Genomic DNA, 17,563 nt, shown 5'->3' with positions numbered 1-17,563 from the left:
AACACTCTCGCCAGCTCCCGGCACCACCGGGCGGCGAGCAATCGGTGAAAACCTAGGGGAGTTACGTTGGCACTTGGACAGCCACGAATTGAGTACAAATCCAACTCGGAAATCCTGAAGATGCGCGAGGCCGGCCTGGTGCTGGCCGAAGCGCTGGACGAAGCGGTTGCCGCGGCCCAGCCCGGTGTCACCACTGCGGCCATCGACACGGTGTTCGCCAAGGTGCTTGAGCGCCACGGGGCCACCAGCAACTTCCTGGGCTACCACGGGTTCCCGGCCACCATCTGCGCCTCGGTCAACCACGAAGTAGTGCACGGCTTCCCCTCGGCGTACGAGCTCAAGGACGGGGACGTGCTGAAGATCGACGGCGGCGCCATCGTGAACGGCTGGCACTCGGACTCGGCGCGCACCGTGCTGGTGGGAACCAACATCGACCCGGAAGACCAGCGCCTGAGCGACATCACGGAGCAGGCCATGTGGGCCGGGATCGCCGCCGCCGCCAAGGCCCGCTTCATCGGCCAGATCGGCACCGCCATTGACGACTTTGTCACCAGCCAGCCAGGCGCTGAGCTCGGCATCCTGGAAGACTACTGCGGGCATGGCATCGGTTCCGAGATGCACATGGCCCCTGATGTTTTGAACTACAACTCCGGACACCGCGGTCCGCGCATCAAGCCCGGCATGGCCCTGGCTATCGAACCGATGCTGGTACGCGGCGGAATTGAAACCTCGGTGCTGGAGGATGACTGGACCGTGGTCACCAATGACAAGTCCAACGCCTCCCAGTGGGAGCACACCGTCGCCTTCACCATGGGCGGGATCTGGGTGCTCTCCGCGGCCGACGGGGGAGAAGCCGGGCTGGCTCCCTTTGGCGTGACCCCCTCGCCAATCCGCCCCTAAGCGGCGCGGCCGGATGCAGATCCAGTACTTCACCTGTGTGAAGTGCTGGATCTAACACTTTAAAGTCCGGCCCGAATTGGCGAAGGTGCTACTGATGGCGTAGTGTTGTCTGTTGGTTCGTTATTTAAGTGCGCCCAAAACCCCAGGTTGAGGATTCACCGGTATCGGACTAGAACCAATTACTTGCTGAGGGAAACCGAAGCAACCAAAGTTAGCGGGGAAAATGGGCAAGAAGGAAGGTGTCATCCAGGTAGAGGGCACTGTGACCGAAGCGCTGCCGAACGCGATGTTCCGCGTGGAGCTGCCGAATGGACACGTGGTGCTCGCCACTATCTCGGGTAAGATGCGTCAGCACTACATTCGAATCCTCCCAGAGGACCGAGTGCAGGTTGAAATGAGCCCATACGACCTCAACCGAGGACGTATCGTTTACCGCTACAAGTAAACAGCACTCTTAGACTTTACTGGCGGACGTTGTGCGATCCATCGCAAAGCGCCCGCTAGAGCAATGTTCTTGGATAAGCTTTTTACTGCTCCACATTTAACTGCAACCGCAAGAGGAGTAAACCCTTGAAGGTTAACCCTAGCGTGAAGCCGATCTGCGACAAGTGCAAGGTGATTCGCCGCAATGGTCGCGTCATGGTGATCTGCGAGAACCCACGCCACAAGCAGCGTCAGGGCTAATTCCGTTTTTCGGGATTTCCCACGCGTAGTCAATTAGGCAGTACCGCAGCAACTTCGGTTGTTGTACACCCCCGGGATTCGGAGGCCGGGGCCGCGAGGTAACTCGCGGAAGGTACTGCTCCAGACCTCCGTTGGTTGAAAGGTAGCCACTTGGCTCGTTTAGCAGGCGTGGATATCCCACGCGAAAAGCGCGTAATCATCGCGCTGACTTACATCTACGGCGTGGGCAAGACCCGTGCAGAAGAGACCATCGCAGCAACCGGGATCTCCCCGGATACCCGCGTGAAGGATCTCACCGACGCTGAGCTCGTTCAGCTTCGTGACTTCATCGAAGGCACCTACAAGGTGGAAGGTGACCTGCGCCGCGAGGTTCAGGCTGACATCCGCCGCAAGGTTGAAATCGGATCCTACGAAGGTCTTCGTCACCGTAAGGGCCTGCCGGTCCGCGGTCAGCGCACCAAGACCAACGCTCGTACCCGTAAGGGCCCGAAGCGCACCGTAGCCGGTAAGAAGAAGACTCGCTAAATCTTAGCGGTCTAGTTCAAAAACCTTTTTCGTAGGAGAAAAAATGCCCCCAAAGACTCGTGGAGCGGTACGTAAGCCGCGTCGCAAGGACAAAAAGAATATCGCGCAGGGTCAGGCGCATATCAAGAGCACCTTCAACAACACCATCGTTTCGATCACCGATCCGACTGGCGCTGTCATCTCGTGGGCTTCGGCCGGCGAGGTAGGCATGAAGGGTTCGCGTAAGTCGACCCCGTACGCTGCACAGATGGCTGCTGAAGCCGCTGCAAAGCGTGCGCAGGAGCACGGCATGCGCAAGGTTGACGTTTTCGTCAAGGGCCCAGGCTCGGGACGCGAAACCGCGATCCGTTCGCTGCAGGCTGCTGGCCTTGAGGTTGGATCCATCCAGGATGTTTCCCCAAGCGCACACAACGGTTGCCGCCCATCGAAGCGTCGCCGCGTCTAATTGATTCGCTAGGCTAAGCCTGAGAAGTCACCGAAGCATTCAGTTGAGTGCTCCGGTGACTGTCTTGGACTTATAGCCTGCAAAAGACGAACGGCCACCTCAAGGCTACCGTCGTTTCCACCCCCGTGAGGCGTCATATAGCGGACGCTCGCTGAAAGGAAATGTAAGTGCTCATTACGCAGCGCCCAACCCTGACCGAAGAAGTAGTTGCCGAAAACCGCTCCCGGTTCGTGATCGAACCGCTGGAGCCAGGCTTTGGCTACACCCTTGGTAACTCGCTCCGCCGCACGTTGCTGTCCTCGATTCCTGGTGCATCCGTCACCAGCATTCGGATCGACGGCGTGCTGCACGAGTTCACCACCGTAGCCGGTGTCAAGGAAGACGTCACCGAACTGGTTCTGAACATCAAGAACCTGTCCGTGTCCTCCGAGCACGACGAGCCAGTCGTCGCCTACCTGCGCAAGCAGGGCCCAGGCGTCGTCACCGCAGCGGACATCACCCCGCCAGCCGGTGTGGAGTTCCACAACCCTGATCTGCACATCGCGACCCTGAACGCCAACGGCAAGTTCGATATGGAACTGACCATTGAGCGTGGCCGCGGTTATGTGTCTGCCGCTCAGAACAAGAGCACCGACGGTGAGATCGGTCGTATCCCTGTGGATTCGATCTACTCCCCAGTGCTGAAGGTGACCTTCCGCGTGGAGGCTACCCGTGTTGAGCAGCGCACTGACTTCGATCGTTTGATCGTTGACGTGGAGACCAAGGAATCGATCACCCCGCGTGATGCAGTTGCATCCGCAGGTACCACCCTGGTTGAACTGTTCGGTTTGTTCCGCGAACTGAACACTGCAGCCGAGGGTATCGAGATCGGCCCGTCGCCAACCGACGCAGCCCTGGCTGCCGACATGGCACTGCCGATTGAGGATCTGGAACTCACCGTTCGTTCGTACAACTGCTTGAAGCGTGAGGGCATCCACTCCGTGGGTGAACTCGTGACCCGCTCCGAGGCTGACCTGATGGACATCCGTAACTTCGGTGCGAAGTCCATTGACGAAGTCAAGGCCAAGCTTGTTGAACTGGGTCTAGCACTGAAGGATTCCCCTCCAGGCTTCGATCTGGCCGCTCGTAGCGCCATTGAAGATGACGACTACGACGAAGGTCTGTAAAGACCTAAGTCTCGCGACACACTACTTCATCCGTACGTACGGGCTAACCGTGCGGAACGGGTTATTCATCTAGGAGAACTACCATGCCTACCCCTACCAAGGGTCCGCGTCTCGGCGGCAGTGCAGCACATGAGCGATTGATTTTCGCTAACTTGTCTGCACAGCTCTTCGAGAACAAGAAGATCACCACCACCCTGACCCGTGCCAAGCGTCTGCGTCCCCACGCAGAGCGCTTGATCACCTTCGCAAAGCGCGGAGACCTGGCATCGCGTCGCCGCGTCCAGGCCGTTATCGCTTCGCGTTCGCGCACCAACAAGTCGATCGTTCACGAACTGTTCGAGAACATCGCACCAGCTATGGCTGAGCGCAACGGTGGCTACACCCGCATCACCAAGATCGGCAACCGTAAGGGCGACAACGCTCCGATGGCTGTTATCGAGCTCGTGATGGAGCCAGTCTCGCCTAAGCAGGCCGTCGTCAAGGAAGCCACCAAGGCTGCCGAGAAGGCTGCTGAGCCAGCAGAGACCACCGAAGAGGCCTAAATCCTCCGCGGTGCCTTGCACCTGAAAAATCCCTCCACGGAGATCCGTGGGGGGATTTTTTGATGCCCAAGGGCGCCTGGGAAACATGCTCGATACCGATACTGGCCATCGGAGCTAGTGGAAAATACTCAGGCGGGCCCATCCACCAGGGATGAGCCCGCCCGCGCGAGGAAGGTAAGTTCCTTAGTTCAGGGTGTCGCCGCAGACATCGCCGACCGTGGTAATAGCAGTTGCCATGCCGGTGAAGGTCTCCTGCGAATCGGCGGAAGCGGCAAGCTTGGTCATATCCAGCTGGCCGTCCTCACCCACGTACTCGCCAATTGCCTTGAACCCCGCGGCAACGCTGGCCAGCTGGGTCTTGAAATCGGATTCGGTGCGGTCTGCAATGTCCTGGATCTTCGGTGCAACTTCCTTGAGCTTCGCCAGATCCTTGGTTGGGTCGAAATCAGCGCTCATGTCGGCGCCGGCATCTTCCAGCGAGGTACGCAGTTCCTTGCACGCCGCGTCGTCCGACAGGGCAGTGTTTGACGAGCTGCATGCGGTGAGCAGGCTCAAGCCGATCAACGGGGCGGCGACAAGCGAAAGGGTACGCATCTTTTTCATGGGGGAGACTCTCTGTCAAAAAGTGGTTGATGATCGGAAACTAATCCGCAACCCCCACTTTGCCATATCGCCAATAGGTTGACTATTCGACATGCCGAAATCCCCAGCAAATTTACAATTTGGGAAACTGCGATTCGGGTGCCCATGAATTCGTTTGCTGGGCTCCCGGCATCCATAATTAAACTCATGAGCACCAACGCGGAAATCTTCGACCCCCTCGGCGCCAGGGCACTGGGGCAGGCGCAAAGCCCGGCCTGGATTCGGATGCGCATGGTGCTTGGTTATGACGGCGCGGCGTATAACGGCTGGGCGCGCCAGCCCAATGTGGTCGGCGTGCAGCAGCTGATTGAAGACGCCCTGCAAACCTTGATCCGCCGGCAGGTGCGAGTGGTGGTTGCCGGGCGTACCGATGCGGGTGTGCACGCCCGTCGTCAGGTGGTGCACCTGGATCTGACACCAGAAGAGTTCGAAGCGCTGCCGCGCCGTTCGCCACTGGCGGCAGGTCCCGCGCTGGTACGCCGCATCAACGGCATTCTCGGTCGTCAGGAGGGCGCGGTCTGGGTCCATGAAGCAGATGTTGCCCCCGACGGCTTTGATGCCAGGTTCTCCGCGCTGGCGCGCCGCTACTCCTACCGCATTGCCGACGGGGTCCACCGCTGGGATCCGCTCAGCCGGCACCTGACCACCTGGCACCGCGAAGAGCTGGATGTCGAAGCCATGAACCGCGAGGCGCAGACGGTCCTTGGGCGTCACGACTTCTTGACCTACTGCAAACCACGACCGGATGCGACCACCATCCGCACCCTGCAAGAATTCAGCTTCACCCGCACTCCGGATGGCATGATCCTGGCCCACCTCAAGGCCGACGCCTTTTGCCACAACATGGTCCGTGCCCTGATCGGAGCGGCCATGATGGTGGGCGACGGCCGTGAGGAACCAGGCTTCCTTGCCGCGCGACTGGAACAGATGGTTCGCGACTCGAAAACCAAGCTGGCGCACCCGCGGGCCCTGGTGCTTGAAGAAGTCTATTATCCAGAGGCGGAGCAGCTTGCGGCGCGTGCGGCGCAGACCCGTGCCAAACGAGAAGTCCACGACGTGGACACACCCGGTGTGTCCACGGCTCAAAGCCCGGAAATCCGCGCCGATTAAGGGTGTTCTTGCTCACCCGAGGTGAACATTTTTGGCCGGGACTACTTTAATCAGCTAAACTTTTATGAGTTGTGTATGTCCACGTTCGACACTACATACCCAAGCGTGACGGCTTAGTTGCATAGTCGCTGGTCTGCTGGGTGTGCGAACATCTCTGGACGGCCGGTCTATATCAGTCCTCACCTGACGTACTGGTCCAAACACAAGAACAACACGACAGTGCTCGTCACCGGGGGATCTCACCGCCTTCGGCCAAGCGACTGTTTGACCAGAAACGAATCAACGTAAGGCAATTACTGTGCGTACGTACACCCCAAAGCCGGCTGATCAGACTCGTCAGTGGTTCGTCATCGACGCCACCGATGTAGTTCTCGGCCGCCTCGCCGTTCAGACCGCAACCCTGCTGCGCGGCAAGCATAAGCCAACCTATGCTCCACACATGGACATGGGCGACCACGTCATCATCATCAACGCCGAAAAGGTTGCTCTGACCGGTAAGAAGCTGCAGAACAAGCGCGCTTACCGTCACTCGGGCTTCCCGGGCGGCCTGAAGAGCATCAACTACGCCGACCTGCTGGAGAAGAACCCAGTTTTGGCTGTAGAGAAGGCCGTCAAGGGCATGCTGCCAAAGAACAAGCTGTCGGCTGCTCAGCTTTCCAAGCTGAAGGTCTACCGCGGCGCTGAGCACCCACACGCTGCTCAGGCTCCAAAGGCACTGGAAATCACCCAGGTCGCTCAGTAGTCCTGGCCCCGAGAAGAAATACTTAATAGGAGATTATCGTGGCTCAGAACGCTGAAGAGATCACTGAATTCGAAGGCGAAGCTCCTTCGTCTTACACCACCGAGACCGTTGCCTCGACCGTTGTGGCCGAGACCGAGCGTGCTCCGCTGACCGTTCCAGGTGCAGCAGTTGGCCGTCGCAAGCAGGCTATCGCCCGCGTTCGCCTGATCCCAGGCTCCGGCAAGTGGACCGTCAACGGTCGCCAGCTGGACGACTTCTTCCCGAACAAGCTGCACCAGCAGGATGTTAACGAGCCTTTCAAGGTTCTGGGTCTGGAAGGCGCATACGACGTTATCGCCCGCATCCACGGTGGCGGCATCTCCGGTCAGGCTGGCGCACTGCGCCTGGGCATCGCCCGTGCCCTGAACGAGATCGACCGCGACGCTAACCGCGCCACCCTGAAGAAGGCCGGTTACCTGACCCGTGACGCACGCGTCATCGAGCGTAAGAAGGCTGGTCTGAAGAAGGCCCGTAAGGCTTCGCAGTTCTCGAAGCGCTAAACCTTACTTCAAGGTTTACCCAACGGCTCCACTTCCCTTCGGGGATGGTGGGGCCGTTGGCCGTTTAAGCCTTGTCGATCTGATCAGAAATTCAGAGCCTTTACGGCAAGGCGCTCAGCGCTTAACGTCCCGCAAGTCCGGTAAATCGAAGCTCAGGGCTTATGATTGATAACGATGGCAAGGTTATTTGGGACCGATGGGGTCCGAGGAAAAGCAAACGAATTGTTAACCCCCGAGCTGGCGATGGAACTCGCACAGGCGGCTTCGGTGGTTTTGGGTTTGAGCCAGCCTGAGGACGGGCACAAACCAGTCGCTGTGGTAGCGAAGGATCCGCGTATCAGCGGCGACTTCCTCTCTGCCGCAATCGAAGCGGGGCTAGCCGCCTCCGGCGTTGATGTTCAAGACGCCGGCACGCTTCCCACCCCGGCCGCGGCCTTCCTGGTTGACGACCTGGACGCAGACTTCGGCGTGATGATCTCCGCCTCCCACAACGCGGCACCGGATAACGGCATCAAGTTCTTGGCGCGCGGCGGCAAAAAGCTTGACGACTCGCTGGAAGACGCCATCGAGGCGTGCCTGAAGATGCCGAAACCACGCCCGGTCGCCGGCGATGTAGGACGTGTCTCGCGTTTCGCCGACGCTGAAGACCGCTACATCATCCACCTGCTCCAGGCCCTGCCAAACCGCTTGGATGGCATCAAGGTTGTGCTTGACTGCGCCCACGGCGCCGCCTCGGGCTGCTCGCCGGAGGTCTTCAAGGCCGCCGGCGCCCAGATCATCGTGATCGGCGCCGAGCCGGACGGAATCAACATCAATGACGGCTACGGCTCCACCCACCTGAAAAAGCTGCAGGCCGCCGTGGTGGAAAACAACGCAGACCTGGGGATCGCCCATGACGGCGACGCCGACCGCTGCCTAGCGGTAGACCACGAAGGAAACGTGGTTGACGGGGACCAGATCATGGCCATCATGGCGATCGCCCTGAAAGAACGCGGCGAACTGAAAGACGACACCCTGGTCGCCACCGTGATGAGCAACCTCGGTCTGAAGCTGGCCATGGAAGCCGCGGGAATCACCGTGAAGCAGACCGGTGTGGGTGACCGCTACGTGCTTGAAGGCATGAACGAGGGAAATTACTCCCTGGGCGGGGAACAGTCCGGCCACGTGATCTTCAGCAAGCACGCCACCACCGGTGACGGTGTGCTCACCGGGCTGAACCTTGCCGCGCGGGTGAAAGCCACGGGCAAGTCCCTGAAGGAACTTGCCTCGGTCCTCACCGTGTTGCCGCAGGTTCTGATCAACGTGCGTGGTGTGGACAAGGCCGGCGTGCCGGACTGCGAGCCGCTGCAGCTGGATATCGAAGCAGCCGAGGCTCGCCTCGGCTCCACCGGCCGGGTGCTGTTGCGTCCCTCCGGCACCGAACCGGTTGTTCGCGTCATGGTTGAGGCGGCCACCCAGGAACAGGCTCAAGCCGAAGCGGAAGCCCTGGCGGCCTCGGTATCCGAGCACCTCTCGCTAGGTTAATAACAAACTGACTTGGCCAAGCGCCAAGTAAATGCTCAGTAAATTCTCACATCCCCGTAGCGTGTTCCCCGAGGTGACACCCTGCGGGGATGTGGCATGCTGAAAAGAGAATTCAACGCCAGGGTCCACCTGACGGTGAAGTCATGGTCTAACTAAGGAGAGTCGTGGCTCTACGCATCAGCGTTATCGGTACCGGATATCTGGGAGCCACCCACGCGGCCTGCATGGCCGAACTGGGGTATGAAGTCATCGGCCTGGACGTGGACGCGTCCAAGCTCAAGGCGCTCGCTGCGGGGGTCCTTCCCTTCCATGAACCAGGCCTGCCCGAGCTGTTGCGCAAACACGTGGCCACAGGGCGCCTGCGTTTCACCGATTCCTACGCGGAGGTCGCGGCCAACGCGGACATCCACTTCATCACCGTTGGCACCCCGCAGCGTGCCGATTCCCAATCTGCAGACATGAGCTACGTGGACGGGTCGGTAGACAGCCTGCTGGAGCACATCACCGGGCAAGCGTTGATTGTCGGCAAATCCACGGTTCCCGTGGGCACGGCACGCCGCCTGACCGAACGAATTGCCGAGAATGCGCATCCGGACAGCGATATCACCCTGGCCTGGAACCCCGAGTTCCTCCGGGAAGGGTTCGCCGTCAAGGACACCTTGAGTCCGGACCGCCTGGTCTACGGCCTGAGCGATCTGGACCCGCAGGGATTCGGGCTGCGCAAGATCCGTGAGGTGTATGCCCCGATCCTGGCTAATGACACCCCGGAGATCGTGACCGACCTGGAAACCGCGGAACTGGTGAAGGTTGCCGCCAACGCGTTTTTGGCCACCAAGATTTCCTTTATCAACGCTTTCGCGGAGGTGACCGAAACCGTGGGCGGCGACATCATAACCCTCGCGGATGCTATTGGCCACGACAACCGCATTGGGCGTCGTTTCCTGAACGCCGGGGTGGGCTTCGGAGGCGGGTGCCTGCCGAAGGACATCCGAGCCTTGCAGGCCCGCGTATCCGAGCTGGGGCTGAGCCATACCATGGGATTCTTGGCCGAGGTAGACCAGATCAACCTGCGCCGCCGCGACCGGGTGGTGTCCCTGGCCTCCAGCATGCTGGAGAACGAACTGGCAGGAAAACACATCTGTGTGCTGGGTGTAAGTTTTAAACCCAACAGCGACGACGTCCGTGATTCACCGGCACTGGATATCGCGGTGCGCCTGTATAACGCCGGAGCAGACGTGTCGGTTTACGACCCGCAGGGAAACAAAAATGCGGCCGGTCGTTTCCCGCGCCTGAACTACGTGGACTCCTGGCAACAAGCCGCCAAGGCCGCGGATATTGTGTTGCTGCTGACCGAATGGCAGGAATTCCGTGACCTGGATCCGCAGGAGCTGGGCGAGGTAGTCTCCTCCCGGGTCCTGATTGATGGCCGCAATGTCTTGGACCGCCCGGCCTGGCGTGGCGCGGGCTGGGTGATTACCGGCCCGGGGGAGTACTTCGAGGTTGTGAACACCGCTCCGGGGACCGCCCAGATTCCGGTGCAGGCAGCAAAGTAGGTTTTTGCCGGGGAACACTGGCAGTTGCGTGGCCTGAGCCCATCAGCTCTCGTCACGCCGCCGGTAGAGCGGGATAACCGTCTAGGTTGATTTCCAGTAACCGGTGAATTGAATCTGCTCCCGCTGCAGCGGCGTGTGCTCCAACAGGTGACGGCGAAGGGTGCTTGCCCAGCCGCTTTCTCCGGCGATCCAGACGAACGCCGCAGGTTGCCCGCTCAGCGTCGACAGGCCTGAGAGGCTGACCGATTCTTGGGGCGCTGCGCTCAGCGGCAGCGTCTTGATCCCGAGCGCGGCCGCCGCCAGTTCCTCTGCAGGCTGGGCATGGAGGATAAGCTCATTCGAGGTGCCGGGAGCCATCTGCAGGAATCTGCGGGCCGCCGGCCAGGCGCTGGAATCAGCGAACAAAAAACTGCGTTCGGCTTCGGGCAACAGGCGGCACATCCGCGTCGGAATGATCTTGACCAGGTCGCCTGGCTGCGCGGCCTGCGCCCAGCTTGAAGCAACGCCGGAGCCATGCAGAAGAAAATCAACGTGCAGCACGCGGTGCCGGGGATCAACCCGAACCACGGTGTATTCCCGGACATGCCATGATCCGTGCTCGGGGCCGTGCGGCGACTTCCCTGGCGCCGGGAACTTCAGAACCACGACGTCATCAAAACCATGGGATTCGAATGGTTCATGGGTGTAGCGAAGACCCAGCCGCCGGTACAGGCCGCCGACCGGCTCATTGCTGACAACCTCGGCATCCTGCTCCACTACTTGGTGCCGATGCTGCGGCCGCAGCGGGGTCCTGCGTGTTTCGGTTTCACCCACGAATTCTTCCCTTTCCAAAAAGCAGCCACAAAAAGAATCCGCCGCCGCCAATAATGGTGATCACACCCACCGGAACGGCAACGGGTAATGCGTACTGGGCAATCAAGTCGCTGGCGCTGAGCAGTATTCCGCCGCACAACGCAGCACCGATCAAGTTTTTTGATCCGGTCAGCGCGGTGGCGATGTGCGGAGCCACCAAGGCAACGAAGCCAATAGGACCGGCGCTGAGCACCGCGATGGCAGTGAGCAGCGCGGCGGCGGCCAACAACGTGGTGCGAAGCCGTGGCACGTTGATTCCCAAACCTCCGGCGGTGTCATCACCCATGTCGAGGATCTTCAGGTCTTTGGCAAAAAACACGTGCACCGCAACGAGTACCAGCACTCCGAATGACAGCAAGGGCAGTTCTGCCCAACCACGTCCTTGGAGGGTGCCGACTAGCCAGCTTTGGGCGACAACCGCGGAGGGGACAAAAACTATGGTGAGCAGATAATTGATCAATGCGGTACTGATGGCGGCCAGCCCCACCCCGAGCAAAATCAGTTTCGCCCCGGTGACGTTGAAAAGTTTTTGTGCCATAAAAAGGAATCCGAGCGCAATGGCCGCTCCGGCCAGCGCTCCGGTCCAAGCGGTTGCGGTGGTGCCGCCCCACAAGAGGATGACCAGCGCGCCGCCGAGGGACGCGGTGTTGGTGATGCCAATGATGTCCGGACTCGCTAGGGGATTTTTCAGTAGCTGCTGGATAAGGCTGCCGGCCGCGGCGAGGCACACCCCGGTGGCAAAGGCTACGAGCGCCCGGGGCAGGCGGCGCTGGAGCACAAAGAATTCGGTCATCGGCGCTGGAGGCTTACCACTGAGGGTGTCCACGAAGTCGACCCAGCTGACCCGGTATTCACCAAAAAACACCGACCCTACCACCAGCAGCAGGCCGAGTATGCCCAGGAGCACCAGGCGGGTGCCGAGAATTTTTTGCTTCGCCTGGATCATGACAGTTTCCTCGAGGACGAGCGGAGCACCAGAATCACCAGTGCCAGGGCGCCGAACAAGGAGGTGACGACCCCGGCCTGAATCTCCGCTCCGGAGCCAGCCAAGCGGCCCGCTATGTCGCACAGCAGCAACATCGAGGGAGCCGCCAGGGCAGAGAACCGGATCACTTGTTTGGTGTCATTGCCAATGACCATTCGCACCAGGTGGGGTACGGCGAATCCGACAAAGGCAATAGGTCCGGCCAAGGCGGTTGCCGGGCCGCACAGCAGGGCCACCGCCAGCAAGGCAACAATCCTGGTGCGAAGTACCCCGGCACCGAGCGCTTGCGAGCTGTCGTCACCCAGATCCAGCATGTTCAGGGCTCCGCCCACAGCCCACGCCAGGACCAATCCCAGGCTAATCAACGGGGCAACCCACAGCACGGATTCCATGGGGCGTGCGGCCAGCGAGCCGACCTGCCAGAACCTGAACTGATCCATGAGTTTTTCATCTGAGAACATCAGCAGTTGGGTGATACCCGCCAACAGGGCGGATAGCGCCACGCCGCACAGGGTGAGGCGAACCGCGGAGCCGCGGAAAACCGGCAGCATGGCACACAGCAGCAGGAACGCTGCCACACAGGCCGCCCCGACAAGGCCGAATCCGACGCTCGCAAGCATGCCAGCACTACCCGTCAGCATGATGCCGCAGGCTACTCCGAGGGCCGCCCCGGCGTTGATTCCAAGGATTCCCGGGTCGGCAATGGGGTTGCGGATGACACTTTGCATGATGGCGCCGCTGGCACCCAGAGCTGCACCGACCACAATTCCGGTCACGGTCCGCTCTAGCCGCAGCACCCACACAATTCGCTGATCCCCGCTGGACGCAGAGCCTAGAGCGACATCCCATAATTCGGCGGGGGACAACAACTTGGAGCCAAGGCAGAGGCTTAGCAGGATGCAACCGGCCAACGCCGCAAAACACACTAGGTACCACCGCGTGTACCGGCGTCCTCTGCTCTCCGGCACCTGGATTTGGGAGTGCTTCGACTCACATTCGGTTGTCTCCATAAGTCACACACGCTGTATTAGGCTAGGGTTCGTCACTTTCACATAATAAGGGAATGTCTATGGGTACTAAAATCACCTCTCTCGCCGGCGGCTTGGCAATTCTGTCGCTGTCGCTCTCGCTGGTCTCTTGCGCAAGCTCGGCAACCACGGAGCCAAGCGCCGCACCCACAAGTGACTCGGGAAGCTACGTCGTTGAGCACGCCATGGGCTCCACCGAAATCAAGGGAACACCACAGCGGATTGTTGTGATCGATTCGCCTCATCTGGACGCCCTTACGGCTTTGGGCATCACCCCGGTGGGCGCCAGCGAATCCGGTGCCGCAGCTGGTGTGCCTGACTACCTGGGGCTGCCCGAGGGCACGGTCGAATCCGTGGGACTGACTTCCGAGCCGTCCATTGACGAAATTGCCGCGCTGAAGCCGGACTTGATCATCGGCGCAAAGGTCCGCCACGAAGCCATCTACAAAGAACTCTCGGCCATCGCCCCCACGGTCTTCTCCGTAGACTCGGGCACCAACTGGGAAGAACAGGCGAAAATCACCGCTGCCGCGGTGAACCAGTCGGCAAAGATGGATGAACTGATCAGCGAGCTTGAAACCCGTGCCCACGAGGTTGGTGAAAGTGTTGACGCTTCGGGAACCACGTTGTCAATGGTGCGTTTCCGCCCGGATAACTTCCGCTTGTACGGCCCCGAATCATTCTCCGGCTCACTGTTGAGCGAGGCAGGTTTCGACCTGGGAGATGAAGGCTGGAACGAGTACTCCATGAAGGAACTCAGCCCAGAACAGTATGAGCAGATCGACGGCGATGTCATCTTCTACACCAACCCTGGCGGCGACCCGGATGCCACCACCATGGGCAAGGTCACCGAGCTGTGGGGAGATCTTCCAGCTGTAGCGAACAAGGATGTCCATGAGGTGGAAGACGAAACCTGGATGGTAGGCATCGGTGTTGTTGGAGGAAACAAGATCCTTGATGATCTAGAAGAAACCCTCGGCTAAAGCGTGGTGCCGGCACGACGCACCACGGATCTACGCTGACGCATACGGCCCTGGTTTCTCCCAGCAATAGGGGAGGAATCCAGGGCCATTAGCGTGCCTGCCGATCGCGACGGAGCTCTTCGCTGACGATGGAGCTCATCAGCGAGTGGGACAGGTTCGGATCAATTCCCGCGTTGAAGTGCCGAGCCATCAGCACCGCCATACGGTCTGCGGCTTCGTTGTAGGGGTTTCCGTTGTGTCCGCGGACCCACTGAGCCCGTGTTTTGCCCGTGCGCTTTTCCAGCGGGACCCGCAGGGCGGTGTATTCTTCCTTGCCTGATTGGTAGCGACCCTCGGCAAGGTTATTGATGACATACACCAGTGCCCGGCAGTCGGTAAATATGGTGAGGTCAAGATCCAGCGGCGCATGCTGCAAGGCCAGCAGCGATCCGGTAGCCTCGGCCATCAAGGAATCCCTTGACGATCCCTTGGGCGAGACCCGTGCGGCCCAGTGTCCCTGAGTTGTGACCATGGCACCCGCGCCACGGTGCAACCCAAAACGTGGAACCGAGCCATCGGTGTAGGCAATGACGCGAGCACGCTGGGAGCGGTACGTAGCGAGCACCGGCGCCAGAGCCTCAAGATTTGCCTGGTTGGGAAGTTCAAGATCCACACCGAACAGCCACGACGGATTCAAGCAGAAAATCGCATTTGTTCCCACATCAGCTAGTCCCAAACCATCCACGTGGGGGAGCACCAAGTCGATGGAGGCGGCCTGCGTAATCTTGACTGTGCCGGTAAACTCGGCAATCACCTTTAGGATCGCTTGATCCAGGGATCCGAGGGCGGATGACCCGGTGAGGGTTGCCAACGGCTTGGACGTTGAATCACATAAGGTAATGGCAAAATCGAAACGCAATCCTTGTTCGCTGCGCTGCGCCAGATAGCCGTTCATCACGATGCCCGCGGTGAATGGCACGTAGGCGTATTTGGCGCCGGTCGAATCAACCGTATGAGCCACACGTTCAAGCACCGCAATGAGCCGGGTCGGCACGGCTTGACGCGTTTCGGAAGCTAACCGGCGCACCCCATCCGAATCCACAATGATTGAATTCTGCGGGCGAGGACGAGGTGTTGTCATCTTCCCTCCTCGGCTGGGCGCGATTTCACCATGATTTTATCGCGAACCTCCCACATCCGGACGAAATGCGACAGTCATGCTTTGCGATGGCCGAGGTTGAGAGCTTCCCGCTAGAAGCCAAAGTCCTTCATGACCGCAGGCAAACGCTCGATCAGTCGCGAAGCACTGACGGTGCCGTCCTGTGCGGTGACCCGCCCTAGGTGGCCGTGGATCACCGCGGCGCAGGCAACCAATTCCATCATGCGACGGTTGGAGACGGTCTCCAAGCCGGTGACACCGGTCAACGAGCTGTCCGAGAGCAAATAGCCAAGGATGCCGGTCAGTACGTCGCCACTGCCTGCGGTGGCCAGCTGGGCGGCTGAATGGCAGACAAGCAGGCTGCTTCCGTCCGGGGCAACAATGTAGCTGGTGGGGCCCTTGAGCAGAACTACCGCGTTGTAGGCCAGTGCGGCCCAACGGGTCCAGCGAATCGGGTCCACGGTGATTTCTTCGGTGGTGACACTCACGCCGGCACGGCGCAGCAGCATTCTCAGTTCCTTGGCATGAGGAGTGAGAACCCGCGGCTGCTTGCTTGGTCCGGCCGGAACCAGATCCAAACCAGAAGCGTCGATGACTGCCGGCTGTCGGCTGGCAAACACTTCGGCAATGACACCGGTCGGGGGAGTGCGGCTATCCAAGCCGGGGCCGATAGCCCACGCGGAGATCTTGGCTCCGCGCCCGTGAATATAGCGCCTAGCAGAGGAGAGGGCTTCACGAATCTGATCATCATCCAGTGGAACCGTTTCAGGTGCAGCGACCGCCAGCAACGGAGCGATTTCTGCAGGGACGTGGGTGCGCAAGAGGCCAACGCCGCAATTCACCGCAGCCTGCGCAGTGAGTTGGGCAGCTCCAGGGTAGAGGGAAGAACCTGCAATCAGGCCAAGCACGCCCCGCTGGTACTTATGGCGCCCAGCATCCCGCCACGAGCGGTCAACGTCGAGCAGCTCAAGCGCTGAGTCCTTGTCCACCAGATGCGATTGCGGAGTGTGGCTGGTGAAGTCGAAGTCCAGCGGCACGACCTTGATCTCTCCGGTGACCAGCGGTCCGTCACCGGTGAGCAATCCGGGTTTCAGTGCGCCGAAGGTGACTGTGCGTTCGGCCAGCAGAACATGGTCATCGGCAACACCGGTTTCCGGGTTGAGGCCCGACGGCACATCGCAGGCAAGTACCCGGGAGCCGCGGGGCAGCTGGGGTAGTTCCGCTCCGGAACGGTAGCCGAGCCCGTACAAGGCATCAATGATCAGCGCCGCATTGGAAAGCGTCTGGCTGCTCGGGGAATACTGTTCAAGCTTTCCGTCAGCTTCAAGATATTCGGACAGAGCTTCGGCATGAATTTTTGGGGCAAACTGAATGGCTAGGGTTGAGTATCCCTGCCGGGCGAGCTCTGCCAGGGCATAGAGTCCGTCTCCGCCGTTGTTGCCCGGGCCAATCAAAGCAACCACAAGGGTTGCGGTACTGGCTGAACCCTCGCCGAGCAGGTCCACGGCTTCCTTCGCCAGCGCGCTGGCCGCCTGTTTCATCAGGACGGCATCAGAACGCCGTGAAATCTCCTGCGCTTCGACCGCACGTACCTGGGCAAGACTGTAGACCGGGATCATAAATCAAACAATACTCATCCCTCGCCTACAACAGGGCTTTTATCCGAGTTCGTGTCGTAAACAGGTTATAAACGTTCGGCGACAACCATCGCGATAGCCATGTCCCCATCGTGGGAGAGGGTCAGATGCCAGGAAGTGATTCCTCGTTGCGCGCTGGCATCCGCCACCGAGCCAGTGACATGGATTTGGGGATCTCCGGCCTCGTCTTTGATGATGCTGCAGTCTTGCCAGTTCATCCCCGATGGCGCTCCTAGCGCCTTGGCAATGGCTTCCTTGGCTGCAAAGCGAGCAGCGAGTGAACGCAGGGGGAGCCCGCGTTCCACCTCGGTGAAGAGCCGTTCGTGCAGTCGCGGTGTTTTTTCCAGCTGCCGCCCGAAGCGCGGTACGTCAACAATGTCTACACCAATTCCTGCAATCATGCCTTCCAGTTTATCCAGTTCAACCGCGCAGGAGAGAATCTCCGTAGACCTGAATCACTAGAGCAGTGGAGGATTGTGGTGATTTGGGGCACCAATGCGACTGTTTCAATTTAGTAACTTCGAAATGGTCGGAAGTTTCTAATGTTGGCGTTTCCTTTTGGCTTGTT

General features: G+C 60.0%; 19 protein-coding genes and 1 pseudogene. 13 read left to right on the top strand and 7 right to left on the bottom strand.

The window, feature by feature from the left end; translation table 11 throughout:
* Positions 1-66 precede the first annotated feature (66 nt).
* The 7 genes and pseudogenes from map to rplQ form a co-directional block, all read left to right on the top strand.
* On the top strand, positions 67-900 hold the full coding sequence (gene map / locus ACIOWL_RS15550) for a type I methionyl aminopeptidase (RefSeq protein WP_400387011.1): 834 nt from the start codon (positions 67-69) through the stop codon (positions 898-900).
* Between the two features lie 223 nt (positions 901-1,123).
* Entirely contained in the window at positions 1,124-1,345 is a 222-nt protein-coding gene (infA, locus tag ACIOWL_RS15545) for a translation initiation factor IF-1 (RefSeq protein ID WP_047119658.1), read from the top strand.
* 125 nt (positions 1,346-1,470) lie between these two features.
* Positions 1,471-1,584 carry a 50S ribosomal protein L36 gene (gene rpmJ, locus ACIOWL_RS15540; protein ID WP_071894985.1) on the top strand — a complete coding sequence of 38 codons (114 nt, stop codon included), beginning with the start codon at positions 1,471-1,473 and terminating at the stop codon, positions 1,582-1,584.
* A gap of 150 nt (positions 1,585-1,734) precedes the next feature.
* Entirely contained in the window at positions 1,735-2,109 is a 375-nt protein-coding gene (rpsM, locus tag ACIOWL_RS15535; protein ID WP_047119657.1) for a 30S ribosomal protein S13, read from the top strand.
* A 43-nt stretch (positions 2,110-2,152) separates the two neighbouring features.
* A complete protein-coding gene (gene rpsK / locus ACIOWL_RS15530; protein ID WP_022874114.1) occupies positions 2,153-2,554 on the top strand; it encodes a 30S ribosomal protein S11 in 402 nt (133 codons plus the stop codon).
* A 167-nt stretch (positions 2,555-2,721) separates the two neighbouring features.
* Positions 2,722-3,720, top strand: a complete 999-nt coding sequence (locus ACIOWL_RS15525) for a DNA-directed RNA polymerase subunit alpha (protein WP_400387007.1) — start codon at positions 2,722-2,724, stop codon at positions 3,718-3,720.
* 83 nt (positions 3,721-3,803) lie between these two features.
* Positions 3,804-4,259 (top strand): annotated as a pseudogene (rplQ, locus tag ACIOWL_RS15520) (50S ribosomal protein L17); the annotation flags it as partial.
* Between the two features lie 186 nt (positions 4,260-4,445).
* On the opposite strand, the gene ACIOWL_RS15515 reads toward rplQ, so the two are convergent.
* Positions 4,446-4,865, bottom strand: coding sequence for a hypothetical protein (locus ACIOWL_RS15515; protein WP_400387005.1), 420 nt, complete (start codon positions 4,863-4,865; stop codon positions 4,446-4,448).
* Between the two features lie 186 nt (positions 4,866-5,051).
* Between ACIOWL_RS15515 and truA the strand changes: the two genes are divergently transcribed.
* The 5 genes from truA (at position 5,052) to ACIOWL_RS15490 (ending at position 10,372) form a co-directional block, all read left to right on the top strand.
* Positions 5,052-6,014, top strand: coding sequence for a tRNA pseudouridine(38-40) synthase TruA (truA, locus tag ACIOWL_RS15510; RefSeq protein WP_400387002.1), 963 nt, complete (start codon positions 5,052-5,054; stop codon positions 6,012-6,014).
* Between the two features lie 298 nt (positions 6,015-6,312).
* On the top strand, positions 6,313-6,756 hold the full coding sequence (gene rplM / locus ACIOWL_RS15505) for a 50S ribosomal protein L13 (protein WP_400387000.1): 444 nt from the start codon (positions 6,313-6,315) through the stop codon (positions 6,754-6,756).
* A 38-nt stretch (positions 6,757-6,794) separates the two neighbouring features.
* Positions 6,795-7,295: a 30S ribosomal protein S9 gene (rpsI, locus tag ACIOWL_RS15500; protein WP_400386997.1), complete on the top strand. Its 501-nt coding sequence runs from the start codon at positions 6,795-6,797 to the stop codon at positions 7,293-7,295.
* 174 nt (positions 7,296-7,469) lie between these two features.
* Entirely contained in the window at positions 7,470-8,819 is a 1,350-nt protein-coding gene (glmM, locus tag ACIOWL_RS15495) for a phosphoglucosamine mutase (protein ID WP_400386994.1), read from the top strand.
* Between the two features lie 164 nt (positions 8,820-8,983).
* Entirely contained in the window at positions 8,984-10,372 is a 1,389-nt protein-coding gene (locus ACIOWL_RS15490) for a UDP-glucose dehydrogenase family protein (protein ID WP_400386992.1), read from the top strand.
* Positions 10,373-10,453: 81 nt separating this feature from the next.
* Here the strand turns inward: ACIOWL_RS15490 and ACIOWL_RS15485 are convergent, their stop codons facing one another.
* Genes ACIOWL_RS15485 through ACIOWL_RS15475 form a run of 3 tightly spaced genes read right to left on the bottom strand, consistent with a single transcriptional unit; the run spans position 10,454 to position 13,177 of the window.
* A complete protein-coding gene (locus ACIOWL_RS15485) occupies positions 10,454-11,185 on the bottom strand; it encodes a siderophore-interacting protein (RefSeq protein WP_400386990.1) in 732 nt (243 codons plus the stop codon).
* Positions 11,178-12,170 carry a FecCD family ABC transporter permease gene (locus ACIOWL_RS15480; RefSeq protein WP_400386987.1) on the bottom strand — a complete coding sequence of 331 codons (993 nt, stop codon included), beginning with the start codon at positions 12,168-12,170 and terminating at the stop codon, positions 11,178-11,180. Before ACIOWL_RS15480 ends, ACIOWL_RS15485 begins: the two co-directional genes overlap by 8 nt.
* Positions 12,167-13,177, bottom strand: coding sequence for a FecCD family ABC transporter permease (locus tag ACIOWL_RS15475; protein WP_400386984.1), 1,011 nt, complete (start codon positions 13,175-13,177; stop codon positions 12,167-12,169). The genes ACIOWL_RS15480 and ACIOWL_RS15475 overlap by 4 nt, the downstream gene beginning before the upstream one ends.
* Before the next feature lie 101 nt (positions 13,178-13,278).
* On the opposite strand from ACIOWL_RS15475, the gene ACIOWL_RS15470 reads away from it, so the two are divergent.
* A complete protein-coding gene (locus ACIOWL_RS15470) occupies positions 13,279-14,220 on the top strand; it encodes an ABC transporter substrate-binding protein (protein ID WP_400386981.1) in 942 nt (313 codons plus the stop codon).
* Between the two features lie 88 nt (positions 14,221-14,308).
* On the opposite strand, the gene ACIOWL_RS15465 is transcribed toward ACIOWL_RS15470, so the two are convergent.
* The 3 genes from ACIOWL_RS15465 to ACIOWL_RS15455 form a co-directional block, all read right to left on the bottom strand.
* Complete coding sequence (locus ACIOWL_RS15465) at positions 14,309-15,340, bottom strand: RNase H family protein (protein ID WP_400386978.1); 1,032 nt, start codon at positions 15,338-15,340, stop codon at positions 14,309-14,311.
* A 110-nt stretch (positions 15,341-15,450) separates the two neighbouring features.
* Positions 15,451-16,977, bottom strand: a complete 1,527-nt coding sequence (locus tag ACIOWL_RS15460; protein WP_400386975.1) for an NAD(P)H-hydrate dehydratase — start codon at positions 16,975-16,977, stop codon at positions 15,451-15,453.
* A 65-nt stretch (positions 16,978-17,042) separates the two neighbouring features.
* On the bottom strand, positions 17,043-17,396 hold the full coding sequence (locus ACIOWL_RS15455; protein ID WP_400386972.1) for a holo-ACP synthase: 354 nt from the start codon (positions 17,394-17,396) through the stop codon (positions 17,043-17,045).
* Positions 17,397-17,563: the final 167 nt, after the last annotated feature.

This window comes from Glutamicibacter sp. NPDC087344 (assembly GCF_044744225.1).
Lineage (GTDB): Bacteria > Actinomycetota > Actinomycetes > Actinomycetales > Micrococcaceae > Glutamicibacter.
The sequence above is the reverse complement of the archived record's forward strand: the minus strand, read 5'-3'. Positions and strand labels throughout refer to the sequence as shown.

Bases quoted from the DNA above. Each gene is read 5' to 3' on its own strand.
- infA (WP_047119658.1), top strand. From the start codon at position 1,124: ATGGGCAAGAAGGAAGGTGTCATCCAGGTAGAGGGCACTGTGACCGAA.
- rpsK (WP_022874114.1), top strand. From the start codon at position 2,153: ATGCCCCCAAAGACTCGTGGAGCGGTACGTAAGCCGCGTCGCAAGGAC.
- ACIOWL_RS15515 (WP_400387005.1), bottom strand. From the start codon at position 4,865: ATGAAAAAGATGCGTACCCTTTCGCTTGTCGCCGCCCCGTTGATCGGC.
- truA (WP_400387002.1), top strand. From the start codon at position 5,052: ATGAGCACCAACGCGGAAATCTTCGACCCCCTCGGCGCCAGGGCACTG.
- glmM (WP_400386994.1), top strand. From the start codon at position 7,470: ATGGCAAGGTTATTTGGGACCGATGGGGTCCGAGGAAAAGCAAACGAA.
- ACIOWL_RS15480 (WP_400386987.1), bottom strand. From the start codon at position 12,170: ATGATCCAGGCGAAGCAAAAAATTCTCGGCACCCGCCTGGTGCTCCTG.
- ACIOWL_RS15470 (WP_400386981.1), top strand. From the start codon at position 13,279: ATGGGTACTAAAATCACCTCTCTCGCCGGCGGCTTGGCAATTCTGTCG.
- ACIOWL_RS15465 (WP_400386978.1), bottom strand. From the start codon at position 15,340: ATGACAACACCTCGTCCTCGCCCGCAGAATTCAATCATTGTGGATTCG.
- ACIOWL_RS15460 (WP_400386975.1), bottom strand. From the start codon at position 16,977: ATGATCCCGGTCTACAGTCTTGCCCAGGTACGTGCGGTCGAAGCGCAG.
- ACIOWL_RS15455 (WP_400386972.1), bottom strand. From the start codon at position 17,396: ATGATTGCAGGAATTGGTGTAGACATTGTTGACGTACCGCGCTTCGGG.